Genomic DNA, 20,211 nt, shown 5'->3' on the forward strand with positions numbered 1-20,211 from the left:
CGTCAGGGCAGCTCGGCGAAGCGCTCGACCTCCTCCGTACGCCCCGACACGAGGATGACGTCGCCGTAGGACAGCTCGGTCTCGGCGGTCGCGTACGTGAACGCCTCGCCCGGCGTCTTGACCGCGACGATCGTGACGCCGCGCTTGCGCCGCAGGTTGGACTCGCCGAGCGGCACGCCCACGTACTCCTTCGGCGGTTTGATCTTGGCGAGCGCGAAGTCACCGTCGACCTGCATGAAGTCCAGCATCCGGCCGCTGACCAGGTGAGCGACCCGCTCGCCCATGTCGTGCTCCGGGAAGACGACGTGGTGGGCGCCGATCCGGTCGAGGATGCGGCCGTGCTGGGAGCTGACGGCCTTGGCCCAGATGTCGTTGATCTCCAGCTCGACCAGCAGCGACGTGGTGAGGATGCTGGCCTCTATGTCGCTGCCGACCGCCACCACCGCCCGGTAGAAGTCGGGGACGCCGAGCTGGCGCAGCGCCTCCATGTCGGTGGCGTCGGCGGTGGCGATCTGGGTGAGCTGCCCGGCCAGCGCCTGCGTGATCTTGGGCCGGTGGTCGATGGCCAGGACCTCGGTGCCGCGCCGGGTCAGCCCCAGCGCCAGCGCGGTGCCGAACCGGCCCAGCCCGATGACCACGACGGGGTTGCTCTTGTAGTCAGCCAACGATGACTCGCTCCTCCGGTAGCTCGTAACGGCGGGTGCGCCGGTTGAGTGCCAGCGCGGACCCCAGGGTGAGCGGCCCGATCCGGCCGATGAACATCAGCACGGCGAGCAGCACGTGGCCGGGGGTGCCGAGGCTCGCGGTGATGCCGGTGGACAGCCCGGTCGTGCCGAAGGCCGAGATGACCTCGAACAGTACCTGGTCGAGCTTGTAGGGGGTGAGCGCGAGCAGCACGTACGTCGAGACCGCCACCAGCGCCACCCCCAGCACCGTGATCGTGACGACCTGGCGCTGCGTGGTCTCCGGCAGCCGCCGCCGGCCGATGTTGACCCGGCTCTCGCCCCGCATCTCGGTCCAGACGATGAAGGCCAGCATGCCGAACGTGGTGACCTTGATGCCGCCCGCGGTGCCGGCGCTGCCGCCGCCGATGAACATCAGCAGGTCGGTCGCCAGCCAGCTCGACGGGTACATCTGCGCGATGTCCAGCACGTTGAACCCGGCCGAACGCGGCATGACGGCGGTGAAGAAGGCGGCCATCAGCTTGTGCCCGTCGTCGAGCCCGCCGAGCGTGGCCGGGTTGCGCCACTCGGTGGCCAGGAAGACGAGGGTGCCGGACACCAGCAGGATCACGCTGGTGCCGACGGTGATCCTGGTCAGCACCGTCCACTTGCTCGGCTGCCGCCAGAGGCGGGCCAGCTCGAACACCACCGGGAACCCCAGCCCGCCGACGATGGCCGCGATCGCGATCGTCAGGCAGATCCACGGGTCGGTGACGAAGCGCATGAGGCTGTCCGGCCACAGCGCGAACCCGGCGCTGTTGAACGCCGTGACCGCGTGGAAGACGCCCAGGTAGAGCGCGCGGCCGAACGACTCGCCGTAACCGAGCACGAACCGGCCGGTGAGCACGGCGGCGGCCACCGCCTCGCAGACGAGGCTGAAAGCCACCACCTTCAGCACGAGCCGGCGCACGTCGCTCATGCTGAGCGTCTTGGTCTCCGTCTGGGCGGCGATCCGGGCGCGCAGCCCGAGGCGGCCCGACACGAGCAGGGTGAAGACCGTGGCCATCGTCATGATGCCGAGGCCGCCCACCTGGGCCAGCCCGGCGATGACCACCTCGCCGAAGACCGACCAGTGCGCCTCGGTGTCCACCAGCACCAGCCCGGTCACACAGACCGCGGAGGCGGCCGTGAACAGTGCGTTCAACCATCCCGCCGACACGTCCCCGGCGGTGGCGGCGGGCAGCGACAGCAGCAGCGCCCCGAGCCCGATCGCCACGGCGAAACCGGCGGCCACGACCTGGGCCGGGTGCTGGAATCTCGCTAAAAGCGTCGAGGTCGCGCGCATCATCGATCGCCGCCATCACTCCAGCGCATCGCGCAACACCCTCCGGGACACGTTCGGTCGCCGATCCAAAGCCGACCAGACTTCCCGGCTCACCGCGCCCCACCATACCCCTCGCGTGCGCGGCAGCGGTCCCGGACGGGCGCGAACGCCCGGGAGACCCCGATCACTTGAGCGGGTCGTGCCCCCAGTTCATCAGCGAGTACCGCCACCGCGTCTCCCTGACGTCGCCGGAAGGGCGCTGGGCGAGGTGCCGGTGCACGTACCCGATGACCTTCCTCATGTGGGCGTAGTCGTCGTCGCCCCACTCCGACCTGCGGCGGTGCAGCAGCGCGACGATGCGGCGGCCGGACTCGTGGCCGGTCGACTCGCCCGCGCCGTCCTCCTTCTGCCCGACCGACCTCGACTCCTCGGTGGTCAGCCAGTGCTCCAGCTCCTTGACCGTCATGTTCACGGCCCGGTCGAACTCGGCGGCGATCTCGCGGCGGTCGTCGCTCATTTCTTCTTCCGCTTCTTGAGCGCCGACGCCTTGTGCACGGCCTCGCCGCCGCTCTTGTCGCTGCGCACCACGTACTGGGGCTCCTCGGGCGAGGCGGCGACGGTGCGGCCGGCGGCCTTCGTCCGCTTGGTGATCTTCTTCTCCACCTCGCCCTCGGCGGTGCCGCCGTGGCTGCGCCAGCTCACCTGGTCGCCCTTGGCGAGCGCGTCCTTCTTCGGCTGGTCCTTCTTCTTCGGCATGCACCTGCGGCTACCCGCACCCCGGGGGGATAACCGCAGGTCAGGGCCGCCTTCGCTAGCGCAGCCCGGCGAAGAGGGCGCGCAGCTCGGCCACGAGCAGGTCCGGCGCCTCCAGCGCGGCGAAGTGGCCGCCGCGGTCGAACTCCGACCAGCGCACGACGTTGTGGACCGGCTCGGCCAGCGGCCGGACCGAGAAGTCGGTCGGGAAGACGGCCACGCCCGTCGGCACCGTCCCGCGCGGCTTCGGCGCCCACGCGGCCGCGTCGTTGAAGCGCTCGTAGTAGGTGTGGGCGGCCGGGCCCGCCGTCTCGGTGAACCAGTAGATGCTCACGTCGGTGAGGATGCGGTCGCGGTCCACGGCGTCCTCGGGCAGCTTCGCCGCCGGGTCCGTCCAGTCCTTGAACTTCTCCACGATCCAGGCGAGCTGCCCGGCGGGGGAGTCGTGCAGCGCGGCCGCGATCGTCTGCGGGCGGGTGCCCTGCAGATTCATGTACGCGCCCAGCTTCCGCTGCCACTCCTCCATCCCGGCCAGCCGGGCCCGCTCGGCGTCGGTGAGCGCGCCCATGATCGCCGGGTCGCCGTTCGGGAACGTGAGCAGCGCGTTGACGTGCACGCCGATGACGTGCTCCGGCGCGGCCCGGCCGATGAGCGGCGCGATGAAGGCGCTGACGTCGCCGCCCTGCACGCCGTAGCGGTCGTAGCCGAGCCGGTCCATGAGCGTGGCCAGCGCGGCGGCGGTGCGGCCGTCGGTCCAGCCGGTGTCCGGCAGCGGGCCGGAGAAGCCGTAGCCGGGCAGCGACGGGATCACCAGGTGGAAGGCGTCGGACGCGGCGCCGCCGTACGCGGCCGGGTCGGTGAGCGGCCCGATGACGTCGAGGAACTCCACCACCGATCCCGGCCAGCCGTGCAGGAGCAGCAGCGGCGTCGCCTCGGGCACGGCCGAGCGTACGTGCAGGAAGTGCACGTTCGCGCCGTCGATCGTGGTGGTGAACTGCGGGAAGGCGTTGAGCGCCGCCTCCTGGGCGCGCCAGTCGAAGCCGCCCGCCCAGTACGCGGCCAGCTCCCGCAGGTAGCCGGTCGGCACGCCGCGCTCCCATCCGGTGCCGGGCAGCTCCGGGGCCCAGCGGGTGCGGCGCAGGCGGTCGCGCAGGTCGTCGAGGGCGGTCTGGGGGATGTCGATGCGGTACGGCGCGATGCGCGAGGTCTCCATGCGCAGCACGCTAGAAGGAATCGGTGACAGGTTCGGGCACCGATGCGCGGCAGAATGTCGGCCATGCTGGAAACCTCGGCGCGGCTGCTCCGCCTGCTGTCCCTCCTCCAGTCCCGGGCCGACTGGACCGGCAGCGAGCTTGCCGACCGGCTCGGCGTCGGCCTGCGCACGGTGCGGCGCGACGTCGGGCGGCTGCGCGAGCTCGGCTACCCGGTGGACGCCGCTCCCGGCGTGGCCGGCGGCTACCGGCTGGGCGTGGGCGCGGCGCTGCCGCCGCTGCTGCTCGACGACGAGGAGGCGGTGGCCGTCGCGCTCAGCCTGCGCACCGCCGCCACCGGCAGCGTGGCCGGGCTGGAGGAGGCCGCGCTGCGCGCGCTGGCCAAGCTGCGGCAGGTGCTGCCGTCGCGGCTGCGGCACCGGGTGTCGGCGTTCGAGGCCGCGACCGTCCCGCTGGCCGGGGCCGCCGTCCCCGGCGTCGGCGTCGGCGCCGACCTGCTCACCGCCGTCGCCGCCGCCTGCCGCGACCACCGGCGGCTGCGGCTGCGTTACCGGGGCCGCGACGGGGCGGGCGAGCGGGAGGTGGAGCCGCACCGGCTGGTCCACACGCCGCGCCGCTGGTACCTGCTGGCGTGGGACGTCGGCCGGCGCGACTGGCGGACGTTCAGGATGGACCGCGTCGAGGAGCTGCTGGGCCTGCCCGGCGCCCGGTTCACGCCGCGCACGCCGCCTGACGACGACGCGGCGGCGTACGTCTCGCGCGGCATCACCACCGCCCCCTACCGGCACCAGGCCCGGATCCTCTTCCACGCCCCGCTCACCGCCGTCGCCCCGCGCACCTCGCCGGGCGCGGGCCGGCTGGAGCCGGTGGACGGCGAGCGCTGCCTGTTCACGGCGGGCGCCGACTCCCTCGACGAGCTGGCCGCGTACGTCGCCGCCAAGGGCTTCGACTTCGAGGTGCTCGACCCGCCCGAACTGGCGGCCACCCTGCGCACCCTCGCCGCCCGGCTGCACCGTGCCGCCGATCACTCGGCTGAACAACCGTGATCTGTGGGACAGTCACTCTCATGTCCGACGAACCCGCCCTGCCCATGACCGTCGAGGAGGCCGTCGCCGCCGAACGCGCCGGTCTCCGGCTGAAGTACCTCTACTTCTGGGGCCACCGGCCGCCGCGCGGCGGCGGCGTGGGGCCGGGCTGCCTCAGCCAGTGGTGGCCGGTGACGTTCACCGAGGACGGCCACGTCTACGCCTCGGCCGAGCACTACATGATGGCGCACAAGGCGTGGCTGTTCGGCGACGGCGAGACCGCCGAGCGGATCCTCGCGGCCGGGCACCCGGCCGAGGCCAAGGACCTCGGCCGCGGTGTGCGCGGCTTCGACGAGGCGACCTGGGCCGGGGAGCGTTTCGCCATCGTGGCGCGGGGCAACGCCGCCAAGTTCGGCCAGCACGCCGACCTGGCCGCCTATCTGCTCGGCACCTCCGGGCGGGTGCTGGTCGAGGCCAGCCCTCGCGACCGCGTGTGGGGCATCGGCCTGGCCGCCGCCGACGAACGCGCCGCCTCCCCGGCCACCTGGCAGGGGCTCAACCTGCTCGGCTTCGCCCTCATGGCCGCCCGCGCCACGCTTCAGAAGGCGAGGTAGGCCGGGGGGACGTGGCCGGTCAGCCAGACGCCGTTGGCGCTGAGGTGGAAGACGTGCCCGTCGGCGTGCATCGCGCCCGCTCGCACCACCAGCACGACGGGCGCGCCCCGGCGGGCGCCGACGCGGACGGCGGTGTCGCGGTCGGGCGACAGGTGCACATGGTGGCGGCCCATCGGGCGCAGCCCCTCGCGCCGGATCGCGGACAGGAAGCGGCCCACCGTGCCGTGGTAGAGCACCTCGGGCGGCTCGGCGGGCGGCAGGCCCAGCTCGACCGGCACCGAGTGACCCTGGCTGGCGCGGATGCGGCCGTCCTCGATGACGTAGCGGCGCTTGTCATCGGTCTCCACCACCCGCGCCAGCTCGGCGGGCGTGATCGGGAAGCCGTGCGCGGCGGCGGCCGACAGCAGCTCCTCGACCGGCACCCAGCCGGCCGGGTCGAGGGTGAGGCCGATGCGCCCGGGGTCGTGGCGCAGGTGGCGGGCCAGGAATTTGGATACGCGGACCAGGCGGCGCCGCATCACGTCTTCGTCCACTCTCAGGTCTCCGCTGTCTCCGTCGGCGGGGTCTCCAGGGTCAGGGCCAGGCGGCGGGCCAGGCCGGTGTTGCGGCGGGAACCGACCCGGTGGACGGCCAGCTCCAGCGCCTCGCGCTGCCCCACCAGCACCACCCACGCCCTGGCCCTGGTGACCAGGGTGTAGAGGAGCTTGCGGCGCAGCATGATGCCGCCGGACTCGGCGACGATCGGCGCCACCACGAACGGGTATTCGCTGCCCTGTGAGCGGTGCACGCTGATCGCGTAGGCGTGGGTGAGGTCGTCGAGCTCGTCGAAGCCGTAGGCGACGCTCTCGCCGTCGTCGGTGCGGATGGTGATCGTGCGCTCGGCCGGGGTGACGGCCGTCACCGTGCCCGTCTCGCCGTTGAAGACGCCCTTGTCGTAGTTGTTGCGGATCGGCATGACGCGGTCGCCGACCCGGAACACCGTGGCTCCCGACCAGTGCTCGGGCTTGTCGTCGGCGGCCGGGTTGAGCCGGTCCTGGATGAGCCGCCCGAGCGCGGTGGCGCCGGTCTCGCCCTTGCGCATCGGGCACAGCACCTGGACCTGGCTGGGCTCGACGCCCTGCTTGCGCGGGATCGCGACCATGGCGAGATGGGCGACCCGCTGGGCGACCTGCGCGGGGTCGTCGAGCTCCTCGAACCAGAAGCCGCCCCGGCCCGGCGTGACGGGCATGCGCCCGGCGCGGATGCGGTGGGCCGCCTCGACGATGCCGCTGCCGCCCGCCTGCCGGAAGACATGGGTGAGCTGGATGCGCGGGACGCCGGGCACCCGCAGCAGGTCGGCCAGGACGTCGCCGGGCCCGATGCTCGGGAGCTGGTCGCTGTCGCCGATGAGCAGCAGGTGGCTGCCGGACGGGACGGCCGCCACCAGCCGGGTGGCCAGGTGCAGGTCGAGCATGGACGCCTCGTCCACCACGATGAGGTCGGCCCGCGAGGGCCGCTCGTCGAACAGCGTGCCGGGCTCGGGGTCGGGCTGCTGGGCCAGCATGCGGTGGACGGTCATCGCCGGCAGCCCGGTCAGCTCCGACAGCCGCTTGGCGGCCTTGCCGGTCGGCGCGGCGAGCGTGACCGTGCCGCCCGCCTGCCGCACCGCGGTCGCGATGGCCCGGACCGTGTGGCTCTTGCCCACCCCCGGCCCACCGGTGATCACCGCGACCGTGCTGGTCAGCGCCATGGTGACGGCCGCCCGCTGGTCGTCGTGGAGCGAGTCGTCCTCGCGGAAGGCGCGCAGCGGCAGCGTCGAACGGGCCCTGAGCAGCCGGGCGAGGTGCGTGGCCAGCGCCTGCTCGCGGGCGTGCACGTGCTTGGCGTAGGCCACGAGCTGACCCGGCTGGGCGGGCGAGGTCTCCACCGCAAGGCGGCGCTCGGCGACCAGCGCGTCGAGCTGCGGGCGCACGAGGTCCTGGTCCTGCTCGATCAGCTCGGCCGTCTCGCGGACGAGGGCGGCGACCGGGAGGTAGCAGTGGCCGTCGCGGCTCCCCGCCGCCTCCAGCCGGTCGAGCAGCGCCGCCCTCACCCGCTGCGGGCTGCGCTCGGGCACCCCCGACTGCAGCGCGATGCGGTCGGCCACCCGGAACGCGATGCCCCGCACCCGCCCGATCAGCCGGTAGGGGTCGGTCGCCAGCACCTCGTCGGCGTCCTGCCCGAACGCCTGGTAGATCTTGGCCGCGAGCAGCGGGCTCACCCCGAGCCCCTGCAACGTCACCATCAGCGCGGCGATGGCCTTCTGCTCCCGCCAGGCCTCCACGATCTGCGCCTGCCGCAGCGGCCCGATGTTGACCACCTCGGTCAGCCGCTCAGGCTCGGCGTCGATGACCTTGAGCGTGGCCTCGCCGAAGTGCTCGACGATGGCGTGCGCGAGGCGCGGCCCGATCCCCCTGACCAGGCCGGAGCCGAGATAGATGCGGATGGCCCGGACCGACGACGGGGTGACGCGCTCGCACCCGGACACCGCGAAGCGCCGCCCGTGGCGGGCGTGCCGGCCCCACTCGCCGTGCAGGCGCAGCGTCTCGCCCGGCTGCACCCCGGCCAGCGCCCGGCCGGTCGCCACGAAGCCGGGCTCGCCGTCGGCGCTCATGCGCGCGACGGTGTAAGAGTCCTCGCGGACGTAGACGAGCTGCTCGACCGACGCCTCCACACGGACGATCCAACCATCCCGCACCGACAAACCACCGGGCACGGGGGCGGCACGGGGACGGGAGAGGGGGCGGGGGCGGCAAGCCGGGGCGTGGCAGGTCATGCGGTGCCGGGCAGGTCATGCGGTGCCGGGCAGGTCATGCGGTGCCGGGCAGGTCATGCGGTGCCGGGCAGGTCATGCGGCCCGGGTCACGGGTCCTCCTCGCCGAGGACGCGCAGGCATTCGCGGGCGAGCTGCAGCTCCTCGCGCACCTGCACCACCAGGACGGGTACGGCGGCCCCGTCCGCGCTGACCGGCCCGTCGTCGCGGCGGCCGGTGAGCGCGGGAGGCTCGATCCCGAGCGGCCCGAGCCGCCGGCAGACCGCCTCGCGCACCTCGGGCTGGTCCCAGCCGATCTCGCCGGTGAACACCAGCGCGTCCACGCGCGGCAGCGACGTGGCCGCGGCGGCGATCTCCCGCGCCACCCGGTGGGCGAACACGCGGAGCGCGAGCCCGGCGTCCTTGTCGCCGTCGCGCTCGGCGGCGACCAGCTCGCGGGTGTCGCCGGAGCGTCCGGACAGGCCGAGCAGCCCGGAACGCCGTTCCAGCCCTTCGCTCAGCTCGTCCAGGCTCAGGCGGCCCTCGGCCAGCAGCCAGGTCAGCATCCCGGGATCGACGCTGCCCGAGCGCTTGCTCATGGGCATGCCCTCCAGCGGCGTGAACCCCATCGAGGTGTCCACGCTGCGCCCGCCCGACAGCGCGCACGCCGAGCACCCGCCGCCCAGGTGCGTCATCAGCAGTTCCAACTCGGCGAGCGGCCGGCCGAGCAGCTCCGCCGTACGGTCGGCGGCCCAGGCGTAGGACAGGCCGTGGAAGCCGTAGCGGCGCAGGCCGTGCTTCTCGCGCCACTCGCGCGGCAGCGCGTACGTCGCCGCCTCCTCCGGCAGCTCCGCGTGGAAGGCGGTGTCCGGGCAGAGCACGTGCGGCACCGCGGGAAGCTGCTCGCGGGCGGCCTCCAGCAGCGCCAGCGCGGGCGGCAGGTGCAGCGGCGCGAGGCTCGTCACGCCGCGCAGCGCCGCCACCGTCTCGTCGTCGGCGACCGCCGGGGCGCGCACCGCCTCGCCGCCGTGCACCAGGCGGTGCGCCACCGCCCGGATGTCCCGGTCGAAGTGCCCGCCGAGGAAACGCGCCAGCTCCTCCCGCGCCGCGGCCGGGTCGGCGGCCCGTTCGGCGTGCGCGCTGTCCAGCACGCAGCCGCCCTGCACCAGGTCGAGACGCAGGCTGGAGGAGCCCGCGTTGACGGTCAGCACCGCCGCCGATTCGCTCATCCGCTCGTCGAACGCCAGGCCCATGCGCCCCCGGCTACCCGACACCGCCCGCGCAAAACGGACGGCTGCGGACGAAGGCGCTTTACCGCCCCCGGAGGTTGCCCGGCGATCAGGTCGGGTAGCGAGCGCTCATGGACATCCGCCTTACGGTGAACGGCAGGCCGCACCCGCTCGACGTCGACCCCCGAATGTCGCTGCTCGATCTGCTGCGCGAGCGGCTGGGGCTGATCGGCTCGAAGAAGGGGTGCGACCACGGGCAGTGCGGCGCCTGCACCGTCCTCGTCGAAGGGCGGCGGGCCAACTCCTGCCTGGCGCTGGCGGTCGCCATGGACGGCCTCTCCGTCACCACCGTCGAGGGGCTCGCCGACGGCGAGCAGCTGCACCCGCTGCAGGCCGCCTTCATCGAGCACGACGCCTTCCAGTGCGGCTACTGCACCCCCGGCCAGCTCTGCTCGGCGGCCGGCATGCTCGGCGAGCCGGGCCCGAGCGCCGTCACCGAGAACCTCCTGGACGACCCCGAGCTCACCCCGCACGAGATCAGGGAGCGCATGAGCGGCAACCTGTGCCGCTGCGGCGCGTACGTCAACATCGTCAGCGCCATCTCCGAGGTCGCCCGATGAGGCCGTTCGACTACGCCCGCGCCACCAGCGCCGCCGACGCCGTGCGCCGCTACCGCCCCGGCACCATGTACCTGGGCGGCGGCACCAACCTCGTCGACCTCATGCGCCTCGGCGTGGCCCGCCCCGAGCACCTGCTGGACGTCAGCCGGCTGCCGCTCGACGCGGTCGAGGAGGTCCGCGGCCGGCTGCGCGTCGGCGCGGCGGTGCGCAACACCGACCTCGCCGCCCATCCGCTGGTGCGCGCCCGCTACCCGATGCTCGCCCGCGCGGTGCTCACCGGCGCCTCCGGCCAGATCCGCAACATGGCCACCGTGGCCGGGAACCTGCTGCAGCGCACCCGCTGCGCCTACTTCCAGGACGTGAGCAGGCCGTGCAACAAACGCCGGCCCGGCTCCGGCTGCCCCGCCATCGAGGGCGACCACTCCAACCTGGCCGTGCTCGGCCACTCCGGCGCGTGCGTGGCCACCCACCCGTCCGACATGGCGGTGGCGCTGGCCGCGCTGGAGGCGGAGGTGCACGTCACCGGCCCTGGAGGCGACCGCATCGTCCCCATGCCCGGCCTGCACCGCCTGCCCGGCGAGGCCCCGGAACGCGACACCGTGCTGGAGCCCGGCGACCTCATCACCGCCGTCGAGCTGCCCGCGCCGCCGCCCGGCGCGTCCCTCTACCGCAAGGTGCGCGAGCGGGCCTCGTTCGCCTTCGCCCTGGTGTCCATCGCGGCCGTGCTCGACGTCGCCGCCGACGGGACCGTCGCCGGGTGCCGGATCGCGCTCGGCGGCCTCGCGCACGTGCCCTGGCGGGCCGAGCGGGCCGAGCGGGAGCTGATCGGCCGCCCGGCGACCGGCGGGACGTTCCTGGCCGCCGCCGAGGCAGAGCTGGAGCAGGCCAGGCCGCTGCCGCGCAACGCCTACAAGGTCCCGATGGCCCGTGACCTGATCGTCAACACGCTGGAGGAGCTGGCACCGTGAATCGCGTCGAGGGCCGCGTCAAGGTCACCGGGCTGGCCACGTACGCGGCCGAGTACCCGGTCGAGGGCGTCGCGTACGCCTATCCCGTCCAGTCGCTCATCGCCAAGGGCCGGGTCGCCCGGGTGGACGCCGCCGCCGCGCTCGACATGCCCGGCGTGCTCGCCGTGCTGTCCGTGGCCGACCCGCCCGAGCTGGCCGAGGACGCCGACGCCGAGCTGGCGCTGTTCCAGCGGCGCGAGGTCGCCTACCGCGGCCAGATCATCGCCGCCGTCGTGGCCGGCACCTACGACGAGGCGCGCGCCGCCGCCGACGCCGTCCGGGTCGAGTACGAGCCCGCCGACCACGACGTCAGCCTGCGCGCCGACCACCCGGGCCTCTACCGACCGGAGGTCGTCAACCCGAACTTCCCCTCCGACACCGAGCAGGGCGACGTCGAGGCCGGGCTGGCGGAGGCGGCGACCGTCGTGGACGTGACGTACACGACGCCCGTCCTGCACAACAACGCGATGGAGCCGCACGCCGCGCTCGCCGTGTGGGACGCCGAGGGCACCCTGCTGGTCTACGACTCCACGCAGGGCGCCACCACCGACCGCGACATGATCGCGAAGACGCTGGGCCTGCCGCCCGGCCGGGTCCGCGTGGTGGCCAGGCACGTCGGCGGCGGCTTCGGCTCCAAGGGCACCACGCGGCCGCACGCCGTGCTGGCCGCCCTCGCCGCGCGCGTCACGGACCGGCCGGTCAAGGTGGCGCTGACCCGGCAGCAGATGTTCGACGTGACCGGCTACCGCACACCCACCATCCAGCGGCTGCGCCTCGGCGCGGACGGCGAGGGCCGGCTGACCGCGCTGGAGCACGTCGCCTACGAGCAGAGCTCGACGCTGAAGGAGTTCGCCGAGCAGACCGCCGTCCCGGCCCGTGTCATGTACGCCACCCCGGCCCTGCGCACCGCGCACCGCCTGGTCCGGCTGGACGTCGCCACCCCGTCGTGGATGCGCGCCCCGGGGGAGTGCCCCGGCATGTACGCCCTGGAGTCGGCCATGGACGAGCTGGCCTACGCGGCCGGCGTCGACCCGGTCGAGCTGCGGCTGCGCAACGAGCCCGAGACCGAGCCGGAGAGCGGCCTGCCGTTCAGCTCCCGTGACCTGGCCGGCTGCCTGCGCGAGGGCGCCCGCCGCTTCGGCTGGGAGCGGCGCGACCCGGAGCCGGGCGTCCGGCGCGACGGGGAGTGGCTGATCGGCACCGGTGTGGCCGCCTCCACCTACCCGGCGAAGCGGAGCCCGTGCCAGGCCGTGGCGTGCGTGCGCGACGGCGGCTTCCTCGTCCAGGTGGCCGCGGCCGACATCGGCACCGGCGCGCGCACCGCGCTCACCAGGATCGCCGCCGAGACGCTGGGCGTCGCCCCCGACCGGGTGCACGTCGAGCTCGGCGACAGCGACCTGCCGGCCGCGCCGGTCGCCGGCGGCTCGATGGGCACCGCTTCCTGGGGGTCGGCCGTCGTACGCGCCTGCGAGGAGCTGAAGAAGGACGGCAGGGAGGGCCGCGCGGACACCACCGAGGAGGTCGGGCAGGACTCCGAGCTGGCCAGGCACGCCTTCGGCGCGCAGTTCGCCGAGGTACGGGTCAGCGCCGTGACCGGCGAGATCCGCGTGTCGCGGCTGCTCGGCGTGTTCGCCGCGGGCCGCATCGTGGACGCCAGGCTGGCCCGCTCGCAGTTCATCGGCGGCATGACGATGGGCCTCGGCATGGCGCTCATGGAGGAGACGCTGACCGACGAGGAGTTCGGCGGCTTCCTGCGCCGCGACCTCGCCCAGTACCACATCCCGGCCTGCGCCGACGTCCCGGACGTCGAGGCGGTCTGGCTGGAGGAGGAGGACGAGCGGCTCAACCCGATGGGCAGCAAGGGCATCGGCGAGATCGGCATCGTCGGCACCGCGGCCGCCATCGGCAACGCCGTCCACCATGCCATCGGCCACCGCGTCAGGGAGCTGCCGATCACCCCGGCCAAGATCGTCATGGCCAGGTTTTGACACTTTTTTACGTGGAAGTAGATCGCTCTTCACGCCGCATTCCGCGGCGACGGCACAGGAGGGCGCGTGAGCCGAGAATCGGACAAGGAACGGGCGGACCGCAATTTCGTGGAGCTCCTGCAGGGGGCCCGCGTCGCGGTCACGGGCGTGCAGGTGCTGTTCGCGTTCCTGCTGACCGTGCCGTTCTCGCAGCAGTTCGACCGGCTGGCCCCGGCCGACCGGTGGCTGTTCTTCGCGGCGCTGGTCGGCGCGGCGGTGGCCTCGATCTGCTACATCGCGCCCACGGCGCAGCACCGGGTGCTGTTCCGTCAGGGCCGCAAGGAGCTGCTGGTGAAGCGCTCCAACTTCTACGGCATCCTCGGCGCGCTCGCGCTGATCGTGTCGATGACGGCGGCCACCGGCCTGGTCATCGACTACCTGTTCGGGCCCCGGCTGGCCTGGCCCGTCGCCGGCGCGATCGCCGTGCTGGCCCTCTGGACGTGGTTCGGGCAGGCGGCGCTCGACCGGGCGAACGGCGACGATCAGGACCGCGACGATCAGGACTCCGGTGAGGTGCCGGACGGCTCCTCCGGCGGCAGCGACGTCCCGTCGTCCTCGTCCTCCCGTGAGGAGTCGCGGGCGTAGGCGGCCCGCGCCACCGTGTACGCCGCCACCGCCACGGTGATCACCTGCGAGAGCCCGACCAGCGCGAGCGGCCCGGCGGTCGCCCAGGTGGGCCGGTGCAGCCACATGGCGAGCAGCACCAGCAGCACCCCCGCCACCTGGGGCTTGGTCCCGGCGTGCATGCGCTCCAGCGTGTGACGGAACTTCACCAGACCGGCCCCCGCCGACAGCGCCAGCACCGCGCCCAGCAGGAGACAGGCCCCGGCGAGCGGATCGAGCGAGCTCATCGTGCCGCTCATCTGGGCCTCCTGCCGCCGGACCGGGCGGTGAAGAACCGGGCCAGCGACACCGACCCGACGAACCCCAGCAGCGACAGCACCAGCAGGATCGGCAGGTCGGAGTAGTCGTCCCTGGCCACCGCGAACGCGCCCGCGCCGCACATCGACAGCGACGTCATCACGTCCAGCGACACGGCCCGGTCCAGCATCGACGGGCCGCGCGCCGCCCGGTACAGCGTCAGCACGGCGGCCACGCCGAGCAGCGCCAGCGTCAGCGCGTACACCAGGGTCACGGCGTCCCCAGCTCCTCCCGGTCCGCGCGGGTGCCGAACGCGGCCACCACCCGCGACTCCAGCGCGGTCACGTCGCCGCGCACCTTCTCCGTCGCGTCGCCCGGGATGCCGAGGACGTGCAGCATCAGGCACTGCTCGGCGAGGTAGGCCTCCACCACGATGCTGCCGGGCACGTTCGACAGCGCGGTCATGATGAGCACCGTCATGGGCTCCGACGACGTGCGCAGGCGCACCCGGACGAGCTGCGCGGGCGGCGGCCCCGGCCGGAACACGTAGAACACCACCCGCGCCGTCGAGGCCACCAGGTCCCATCCGAAGTACAGCAGGAAGCGCGCCAGCGCGACGGGCCGGATCCTGATGCCGGGGTCGAGTGCGGGCAGCGGCAGCAGCCACGACACCACCGTGCCCGCCGCGATCCCGCCCAGCACGTTGCCCGGCGACACCTCGCCCCACAACGTCACCCAAACCAGCGTCAGCCAGGCCACCAGCGGCAGCGGCACCCTGCGGCCCAGCACGCGCGGGGCCAGCGACCGCCCGTTCACCGCCGGTCTCCCAGCACCGCCGAGACGTACGGCTCGCGCTCCATCAGCTCGCCGGCCGTCCGCCAGGTCAGCGCCGACAGCGGCCCGGCCAGCACCGTGTACGCCAGCCCGAGGGCCACCAGCGCGGCCACCGGCCCCGCCAGCGCCGCCGGCAGCGTGGTCGTGGTGACCGTCGGCTCCTCGCCGGTGTCCTCCTCGCTCTCCACCACCGTGCCCGCCCGCTCCTCCCGTGTCTCCCGCCAGAACGCCTTCGCCCACGTCTTCGCGACGGCGTACAGGGTGAGCAGGCTCGTCACCAGCCCGGCCGCCACGAGCGCCACCGGCAGCGGCCCGCCGTGCGCCAGCCCCGCCTGCACCAGCATCAGCTTGCCGAGGAAGCCCGACATCGGCGGGATGCCGGACAGGTTCATCGCGGGCACGAAGAACAGCACGGCGATCAGCGGCGCCGCCTTCATGAGCCCGCCCAGCCGGTTCACCGACGTCGTCCCGGTCCGCCGCTCGATCAGCCCGGTCACCAGGAACAGGCTGGTCTGCACGGTGATGTGGTGCACCACGTAGAAGATCGCGCCCGCCATGCCGGCGACCGTGGACAGCGCCACCCCGAACACCATGTACCCGATGTGGCTGACCAGCGTGAAGGAGAGCATCCGCTTGATGTCGGTCTGCGCCACCGCGCCGAGCACGCCGGTCAGCATCGTGGCCAGCGCCACCCACATGAGCAGCGTCGAGACCGGGCCGCCGGGGAACAGCAGCGCCTCCAGGCGGATGATCGCGTACACGCCGACCTTGGTGAGCAGGCCGGCGAAGACCGCCGTCGCCGGGGCCGGCGCGGTCGGGTAGGAGTCGGGCAGCCAGGCCGACATCGGGAACAGCGCCGCCTTGATCGCGAACACCAGCAGCAGCGTCAGCTCCACCAGCAGCTTCACCTGTGTCGGCAGCGTGGCGAAGCGGGTGGCGAGCTGGGCCAGCGACAGGGTGCCCGTGGCCGCGTACGTGATCGCCAGCGCGATCAGGAACAACATCGACGACGCCAGCGCCATCAGCGTGTACGTCGCCCCGGCCCGGATCCGCGCCTCCGTGCCGCCGAAGGTCAGCAGCACGTACGAGCCGCTCAGCAGCAGCTCGAAGCCCACGAACAGGTTGAACAGGTCGCCCGACAGGAACGCGTCGGCCACCCCCGCCACCATCACCAGGAACGCCGGATGGAAGATCGCCATCGGCGCGTCGTGCTCCTGCTCGTCGTAGGCGTTGGCGATGGAGTAGACCATGACGCACAGCGTCACCGCCGACGACACCACCAGCACCAGCGTGGAGAGCCGGTCGGCCACCAGGCAGATCCCGACGGGCGCGGGCCAGCCGCCGAGCTCGGTCACCAGCGGCCCGCCGGAGTCGGCCGCCACCAGCAGCAGCACCGACACCGCGAGCGTCAGGCTCATCGTGCCGATGCTGAGCAGCGACTGCAGCCGCCGCAGCCGCCCGCCGATGGCCAGCTTCACCCCGGCGGCCAGCAGGGGCAGCAGCACCGGCACGCACACCAGCCCTTCCAGCACGGCCCTGTCCACGGGGATGGCGAGGATCATGAGTCCTCGCCCTCCAGCTCCGGGTCCTGGGCCAGCGCCTGCCGTTCCAGCTCGCGGCGGATGGCCGCGCGCAGCTCCCGGCGCGCCTCCCGCTGCCGCGCCTTGAGCTGCCTGCGCAGGTCGCGCTCCCTGGCCGCCTGCGTGACGCGGCGCCGCTCGTGCTCCTCCCGCAGCTCCTCGATGCGCAGCGCGTTGTCCACGGCGGGCTCGCGCAGCGACGCCTCCTCCAGGCGGCGCTGCAGCTCCTCCTCCGTGGCGCCCCGCTCGCGCAGCCGCCGCGCCCACTGCTCCAGCTCGACGTGGACGCGGTCGATGCGCCGCTCCAGGTCCGCCTCCTCCAGCCGCTCCCGTTCGGCCTGCTCGGCCTCCAGCCGGGCCAGCTCGGCCCGCTGCTCGGCGATCAGCCGCCGGTAGGCGTCGTTGCGGCGGTGCAGGGCCTGGCTCAGCGCGCCGCGCCGGGCGCGCAGCCGCACCCGCCGGTCCTCGGTGTCGTCCTGGACCTCGTCGCTGCCGGTGAGCTGCCACGAGCGGTGCACCATGGCCAGCACGAACGCGGTCACCCCCAGCGTGATGACGATCGCGGTGAGCACCATGGCCTGCGGCAGCGGATCGGCCTTGCCCGCCGCCCCGACGAACGGGGGCACGCCCGCGTTGCCACCGGCGGTGACGATGAGCAGGTTCACCCCGTTGCCCAGCATGATCACGCCGGCCAGCACCCGGACCAGGCTCCGCTCCAGCAGCAGCGCCACCCCGGCCGCGATCAGGGCGCAGGAGGCGGCGAAGGGCAGCAGCGGCGCGTTCACCCCTCCTCCCCGGCGTCCGGCTCCGCGCCCTCCCCGGCGTCGATCTGCCGGTCCAGCTCCGCGCCGAGGCCGCGCAGCACGTCCTGCACCATCCCGATGACCGACAGGTAGACGCCGATGTCGAACAGCAGCCCCGTGGACAGATGCACGTGCCCGAGCACCGGTACGGTCACGTCGGTGGCCAGCATGTCCAGTGCCGCCTGCCCGGCCAGCAGCCCGATCAGCGCCGTCGCCGCCGAGAGGGTCAGCCCGACGCCCATGAGCACGCCCGCGTGCACCGGCAGCGCCACGGCCAGCTCGTTGCGGCCGCCCGCCAGGTAGCGCACGGTGATCGCGAGGCCGGCCACGATGCCGCCCGCGAACCCGCCGCCCACCCCGCTGTGCCCGATGAACAGCAGGAACACCGACAGCAGCAGCACCGTGTGGAAGGTCAGCCTGGCCGCGATCTCGAACGGCACGATCCGCCTCTCCGCCGGCCGGGTCGAGGCCAGCCAGTGCGTACGCTCGGCGGGCGGCTGCTCGCCCCGCTCGATCGCGTACGACCGCCGCCGCAGGAACACGAGGCTGGTCACGCCCAGCGTGAGCACGATCAGCACCGAGCTCTCGCCCAGGGTGTCCCAGGCGCGGATGTCGAGGATGACGGCGCTGACGATGTTGGCGATGCCCGCCTCCCGCGCCGCGGCCTCCATGAGCCCGCCCACCGGCGCGGCCGTGCGGGCGCTCATCGCCTCCATGCCGGCGCCGGTCGCCACCACGGCCACGGCCAGGCCGAGCGCGGCGCGCAGCGGCAGGGCCAGCCGCCCCCTGACCGGGTCGATCGGCAGCCGCCGCAGCACCAGCGCGAAGATCACCAGGCTGAGCGTCTCGGCCAGGAACTGGGTGAGCGCCAGGTCGGGGGAGCCGTGCACGAGGAACAGCAGCGCCGTGCCGTACCCGGTGAAGCCCACGATGACGGCCAGGAAGATGGACGCGCGGGCGAACAGCGCCACCACGGCCGCCGCGACCGTCAGCACCGCGACGACGAGCTGCTCCGGCCGCTCCCACCACACGACCGGCGACTCCAGGCGGGGCGTGCCGCCGTAGATGACCGAGAACACGCCGACGCCGATCGTGGCCAGCAGCGCGAGCAGCAGGTAGTCCGGCACCGAGCCGCGCTGGATCACGCCGGTGACCTGGATGGCGAGCCGGTCGAGGCGGCGGATCAACGCCCAGTACGCCTGCCCGGAGTCCACCAGGTGCAGCCGCGCGCCCATCCTCGCGACCGGCTCCCCGGCCAGGAACAGCGCCACGCCGCCCGCCAGCGCCGCCGCCGACAGCAGCAGCGGCAGGCCGAACCCGCTCCACACCACCAGATGGGCGGCGTGGCCGGGGTCGCGGAAGAAGGCCGCGTAGCCGGTCTCCATCGTGTGGCCGTACCAGGACGAGAACGGCACCAGGACCAGCCCGAGCGCCGCCAGCAGCGCCGCGGGCACGAACATCGCCGCGGCCGGCCGCTCCACCTGCCCCTCCATCGGCCGCTCCAGTGGCCGCTCCGCCAGCCCCGGCTTGGCGGCGAAGGCCCCCCACAGGAAACGCAACGTGTACGCCGCCGTCAGCGCCGACCCCGCCACCGCGCCCGCCAGCGGCCACGGGGCGCCGCTCAGCGCCTCGAACGCCGCCTCCTTGCCGACGAACCCCGCCAGCGGCGGCACCCCCGCCATCGACGCTCCGGCCAGCACCGCCGCCGCGCACACCCACGGCATCGACCGCCCGAGCCCGCTCAGCTCGCGCAGGTCCCTGGTGCCGGTCGCGTGGTCGATCACGCCCACCAGCAGGAACAGCGCCGCCTTGAACAGCGCGTGCGCGAGCAGCATGCCCACGCCCGCGAGCGCCGCCCCCTGCGTGCCGTATCCGAACAGCGCGATCAGGAAGCCGAGCTGGCTGACCGTGCCGTAGGCCAGCAGCCGTTTCAGGTCGCTCTCGCGCAGCGCCCGCCAGCCGCCCAGCACCATCGTCAGCAGCCCGAGCGCCACCGCCGGCACCCGCCACCCCGTCAGGTCCCCGGCCGCCGGCCCGAGCCGCGCCACCAGGTACACGCCCGCCTTCACCATCGCGGCCGCGTGCAGGTACGCCGAGACCGGCGTCGGCGCCGCCATGGCCGCGGGCAGCCACGAGCTGAACGGGAAGACCGCCGACTTCGCCAGGGCGCCGGCCAGGATCAGCCCGATCGCGGCCGGCCCGACGGCGCCGGGACCGACCTCGGAGATCCGGTACGTGCCCGCCGCCGTCCCCACCAGCACGAACCCGGCCAGCATGGCCAGCCCGCCGAACGTGGTGACCGTCAGCGCCTTCATCGCCGCCTGCCGGCTCATCCGGCTCTCCGGGTCGTACCCGATCAGCAGGTACGAGAAGACGGTGGTCAGCTCCCAGAAGACGTACAGCAGGAGCAGGTCGTCGGCCGTCACCAGGCCCAGCATCGACCCGGCGAAGGCCACCATCACGCCGCCGTAGCGGCCGAGCCCCTCGTCGCCGGCCGGGAAGTACCGGGCGCTGTAGACCAGCACCAGCACGCCGACGCCGGTGACCAGCGCCATCATGAGCATCGCCAGCGCGTCGGCGCGGAAGGCCAGCTCCAGCCCCGTCGAGGGCGCCCACCGGGTGACCTCCTCCGCCGGCACCCGCCCGCTCAGCCCCAGCCACGCCGTGTACCCGAACCCCGCCGCCGGAGCCAGCGCCAGCACCGGCAGCGCGCGCCGCCCGCCGATCCGGCGGGCCAGCCAGGGAGCGCACACCGCCGCCACCGCGTGCAGGATCAGCAGCGACTCCATAGGCTCCTCGGGCGGGGGCGGGCATACCGGTCTCGTCCGCCCAATCTCGCCCACGCCGCAACCCCGGCCGCGCAGGCACGGCCGGGGTTGACCAGTCCCTCA

At 73.8% G+C, this 20,211-nt stretch carries 20 protein-coding genes; 6 read left to right on the plus strand and 14 right to left on the minus strand.

Going from position 1 to position 20,211, the window contains the following annotated elements:
* Positions 1-2: 2 nt before the first annotated feature.
* The 5 genes from ACBR40_RS42055 to ACBR40_RS42075 all read right to left on the minus strand — a co-directional run bounded on the left by ACBR40_RS42055 (position 3) and on the right by ACBR40_RS42075 (position 3,952).
* The gene (locus tag ACBR40_RS42055; RefSeq protein WP_329579054.1) at positions 3-665 is read right to left on the minus strand and encodes a TrkA family potassium uptake protein; all 663 of its coding nucleotides are present in this window, start codon (positions 663-665) and stop codon (positions 3-5) included.
* Positions 658-2,010: a TrkH family potassium uptake protein gene (locus tag ACBR40_RS42060; RefSeq protein ID WP_371252350.1), complete on the minus strand. Its 1,353-nt coding sequence runs from the start codon at positions 2,008-2,010 to the stop codon at positions 658-660. Before ACBR40_RS42060 ends, ACBR40_RS42055 begins: the two co-directional genes overlap by 8 nt.
* Before the next feature lie 160 nt (positions 2,011-2,170).
* Positions 2,171-2,503: a DUF3140 domain-containing protein gene (locus ACBR40_RS42065; protein WP_344205905.1), complete on the minus strand. Its 333-nt coding sequence runs from the start codon at positions 2,501-2,503 to the stop codon at positions 2,171-2,173.
* On the minus strand, positions 2,500-2,742 hold the full coding sequence (locus ACBR40_RS42070; protein ID WP_344205907.1) for a DUF2945 domain-containing protein: 243 nt from the start codon (positions 2,740-2,742) through the stop codon (positions 2,500-2,502). Before ACBR40_RS42070 ends, ACBR40_RS42065 begins: the two co-directional genes overlap by 4 nt.
* Positions 2,743-2,797: 55 nt before the next feature.
* A complete protein-coding gene (locus tag ACBR40_RS42075) occupies positions 2,798-3,952 on the minus strand; it encodes an epoxide hydrolase family protein (RefSeq protein WP_371252351.1) in 1,155 nt (384 codons plus the stop codon).
* 63 nt (positions 3,953-4,015) lie between these two features.
* Here ACBR40_RS42075 and ACBR40_RS42080 point away from each other — a divergent pair, with 63 nt between their 5' ends.
* Positions 4,016-4,996 carry a helix-turn-helix transcriptional regulator gene (locus ACBR40_RS42080; protein WP_371252352.1) on the plus strand — a complete coding sequence of 327 codons (981 nt, stop codon included), beginning with the start codon at positions 4,016-4,018 and terminating at the stop codon, positions 4,994-4,996.
* 20 nt (positions 4,997-5,016) lie between these two features.
* The gene (locus ACBR40_RS42085) at positions 5,017-5,589 is read left to right on the plus strand and encodes an NADAR family protein (protein WP_344205910.1); all 573 of its coding nucleotides are present in this window, start codon (positions 5,017-5,019) and stop codon (positions 5,587-5,589) included.
* On the opposite strand, the gene ACBR40_RS42090 is transcribed toward ACBR40_RS42085, so the two are convergent.
* The 3 genes from ACBR40_RS42090 to ACBR40_RS42100 form a co-directional block, all read right to left on the minus strand.
* Complete coding sequence (locus ACBR40_RS42090) at positions 5,574-6,107, minus strand: RNA 2'-phosphotransferase (protein ID WP_371252388.1); 534 nt, start codon at positions 6,105-6,107, stop codon at positions 5,574-5,576. The two genes, ACBR40_RS42085 and ACBR40_RS42090, sit on opposite strands and share 16 nt — an antisense overlap.
* A 17-nt stretch (positions 6,108-6,124) precedes the next feature.
* Entirely contained in the window at positions 6,125-8,281 is a 2,157-nt protein-coding gene (locus ACBR40_RS42095; protein WP_371252353.1) for an ATP-dependent RecD-like DNA helicase, read from the minus strand.
* A gap of 188 nt (positions 8,282-8,469) precedes the next feature.
* On the minus strand, positions 8,470-9,612 hold the full coding sequence (locus tag ACBR40_RS42100; RefSeq protein WP_371252354.1) for an acetate/propionate family kinase: 1,143 nt from the start codon (positions 9,610-9,612) through the stop codon (positions 8,470-8,472).
* A 107-nt stretch (positions 9,613-9,719) separates the two neighbouring features.
* Between ACBR40_RS42100 and ACBR40_RS42105 the strand changes: the two genes are divergently transcribed.
* The 4 genes from ACBR40_RS42105 to ACBR40_RS42120 all read left to right on the plus strand — a co-directional run bounded on the left by ACBR40_RS42105 (position 9,720) and on the right by ACBR40_RS42120 (position 13,827).
* Positions 9,720-10,208: a 2Fe-2S iron-sulfur cluster-binding protein gene (locus ACBR40_RS42105; RefSeq protein WP_344205913.1), complete on the plus strand. Its 489-nt coding sequence runs from the start codon at positions 9,720-9,722 to the stop codon at positions 10,206-10,208.
* Entirely contained in the window at positions 10,205-11,176 is a 972-nt protein-coding gene (locus ACBR40_RS42110; RefSeq protein ID WP_344205915.1) for a xanthine dehydrogenase family protein subunit M, read from the plus strand. The genes ACBR40_RS42105 and ACBR40_RS42110 overlap by 4 nt, the downstream gene beginning before the upstream one ends.
* The gene (locus ACBR40_RS42115; RefSeq protein ID WP_371252355.1) at positions 11,173-13,203 is read left to right on the plus strand and encodes a xanthine dehydrogenase family protein molybdopterin-binding subunit; all 2,031 of its coding nucleotides are present in this window, start codon (positions 11,173-11,175) and stop codon (positions 13,201-13,203) included. Before ACBR40_RS42110 ends, ACBR40_RS42115 begins: the two co-directional genes overlap by 4 nt.
* A gap of 66 nt (positions 13,204-13,269) precedes the next feature.
* Complete coding sequence (locus ACBR40_RS42120; protein ID WP_344205918.1) at positions 13,270-13,827, plus strand: DUF6328 family protein; 558 nt, start codon at positions 13,270-13,272, stop codon at positions 13,825-13,827.
* Here the strand turns inward: ACBR40_RS42120 and ACBR40_RS42125 are convergent.
* Genes ACBR40_RS42125 through ACBR40_RS42150 form a run of 6 tightly spaced genes read right to left on the minus strand, consistent with a single transcriptional unit; the run spans position 13,740 to position 20,109 of the window.
* Positions 13,740-14,105: a monovalent cation/H(+) antiporter subunit G gene (locus ACBR40_RS42125; RefSeq protein ID WP_344205919.1), complete on the minus strand. Its 366-nt coding sequence runs from the start codon at positions 14,103-14,105 to the stop codon at positions 13,740-13,742. The genes ACBR40_RS42120 and ACBR40_RS42125 overlap by 88 nt on opposite strands.
* Positions 14,102-14,377 (minus strand): monovalent cation/H+ antiporter complex subunit F, encoded by a 276-nt coding sequence (locus ACBR40_RS42130; protein ID WP_371252357.1) that lies wholly within the window; start codon positions 14,375-14,377, stop codon positions 14,102-14,104. Before ACBR40_RS42130 ends, ACBR40_RS42125 begins: the two co-directional genes overlap by 4 nt.
* Complete coding sequence (locus tag ACBR40_RS42135) at positions 14,374-14,919, minus strand: Na+/H+ antiporter subunit E (RefSeq protein WP_371252358.1); 546 nt, start codon at positions 14,917-14,919, stop codon at positions 14,374-14,376. Before ACBR40_RS42135 ends, ACBR40_RS42130 begins: the two co-directional genes overlap by 4 nt.
* Positions 14,916-16,499 (minus strand): Na+/H+ antiporter subunit D, encoded by a 1,584-nt coding sequence (locus ACBR40_RS42140; RefSeq protein ID WP_371252359.1) that lies wholly within the window; start codon positions 16,497-16,499, stop codon positions 14,916-14,918. Before ACBR40_RS42140 ends, ACBR40_RS42135 begins: the two co-directional genes overlap by 4 nt.
* Positions 16,496-17,302 (minus strand): Na(+)/H(+) antiporter subunit C, encoded by an 807-nt coding sequence (locus ACBR40_RS42145; RefSeq protein ID WP_344205924.1) that lies wholly within the window; start codon positions 17,300-17,302, stop codon positions 16,496-16,498. Before ACBR40_RS42145 ends, ACBR40_RS42140 begins: the two co-directional genes overlap by 4 nt.
* Positions 17,299-20,109 (minus strand): Na+/H+ antiporter subunit A, encoded by a 2,811-nt coding sequence (locus tag ACBR40_RS42150; protein ID WP_371252360.1) that lies wholly within the window; start codon positions 20,107-20,109, stop codon positions 17,299-17,301. The genes ACBR40_RS42145 and ACBR40_RS42150 overlap by 4 nt, the downstream gene beginning before the upstream one ends.
* Positions 20,110-20,211 lie beyond the last annotated feature (102 nt).

Origin of the sequence: Nonomuraea sp. AD125B (assembly GCF_041402765.1) — a bacterium.
GTDB classification, from domain to species: Bacteria; Actinomycetota; Actinomycetes; order Streptosporangiales; family Streptosporangiaceae; genus Nonomuraea; species Nonomuraea bangladeshensis.

What these genes read in the sequence shown, in the direction of transcription:
- ACBR40_RS42060 (WP_371252350.1), bottom strand. Translation starts at nt 2,010, where the DNA reads ATGATGCGCGCGACCTCGACGCTTTTAGCGAGATTCCAGCACCCGGCC.
- ACBR40_RS42065 (WP_344205905.1), bottom strand. Translation starts at nt 2,503, where the DNA reads ATGAGCGACGACCGCCGCGAGATCGCCGCCGAGTTCGACCGGGCCGTG.
- ACBR40_RS42070 (WP_344205907.1), bottom strand. Translation starts at nt 2,742, where the DNA reads ATGCCGAAGAAGAAGGACCAGCCGAAGAAGGACGCGCTCGCCAAGGGC.
- ACBR40_RS42075 (WP_371252351.1), bottom strand. Translation starts at nt 3,952, where the DNA reads ATGGAGACCTCGCGCATCGCGCCGTACCGCATCGACATCCCCCAGACC.
- ACBR40_RS42080 (WP_371252352.1), top strand. Translation starts at nt 4,016, where the DNA reads ATGCTGGAAACCTCGGCGCGGCTGCTCCGCCTGCTGTCCCTCCTCCAG.
- ACBR40_RS42085 (WP_344205910.1), top strand. Translation starts at nt 5,017, where the DNA reads ATGTCCGACGAACCCGCCCTGCCCATGACCGTCGAGGAGGCCGTCGCC.
- ACBR40_RS42090 (WP_371252388.1), bottom strand. Translation starts at nt 6,107, where the DNA reads ATGCGGCGCCGCCTGGTCCGCGTATCCAAATTCCTGGCCCGCCACCTG.
- ACBR40_RS42100 (WP_371252354.1), bottom strand. Translation starts at nt 9,612, where the DNA reads ATGGGCCTGGCGTTCGACGAGCGGATGAGCGAATCGGCGGCGGTGCTG.
- ACBR40_RS42105 (WP_344205913.1), top strand. Translation starts at nt 9,720, where the DNA reads ATGGACATCCGCCTTACGGTGAACGGCAGGCCGCACCCGCTCGACGTC.
- ACBR40_RS42110 (WP_344205915.1), top strand. Translation starts at nt 10,205, where the DNA reads ATGAGGCCGTTCGACTACGCCCGCGCCACCAGCGCCGCCGACGCCGTG.
- ACBR40_RS42125 (WP_344205919.1), bottom strand. Translation starts at nt 14,105, where the DNA reads ATGAGCGGCACGATGAGCTCGCTCGATCCGCTCGCCGGGGCCTGTCTC.
- ACBR40_RS42140 (WP_371252359.1), bottom strand. Translation starts at nt 16,499, where the DNA reads ATGATCCTCGCCATCCCCGTGGACAGGGCCGTGCTGGAAGGGCTGGTG.
- ACBR40_RS42150 (WP_371252360.1), bottom strand. Translation starts at nt 20,109, where the DNA reads ATGGAGTCGCTGCTGATCCTGCACGCGGTGGCGGCGGTGTGCGCTCCC.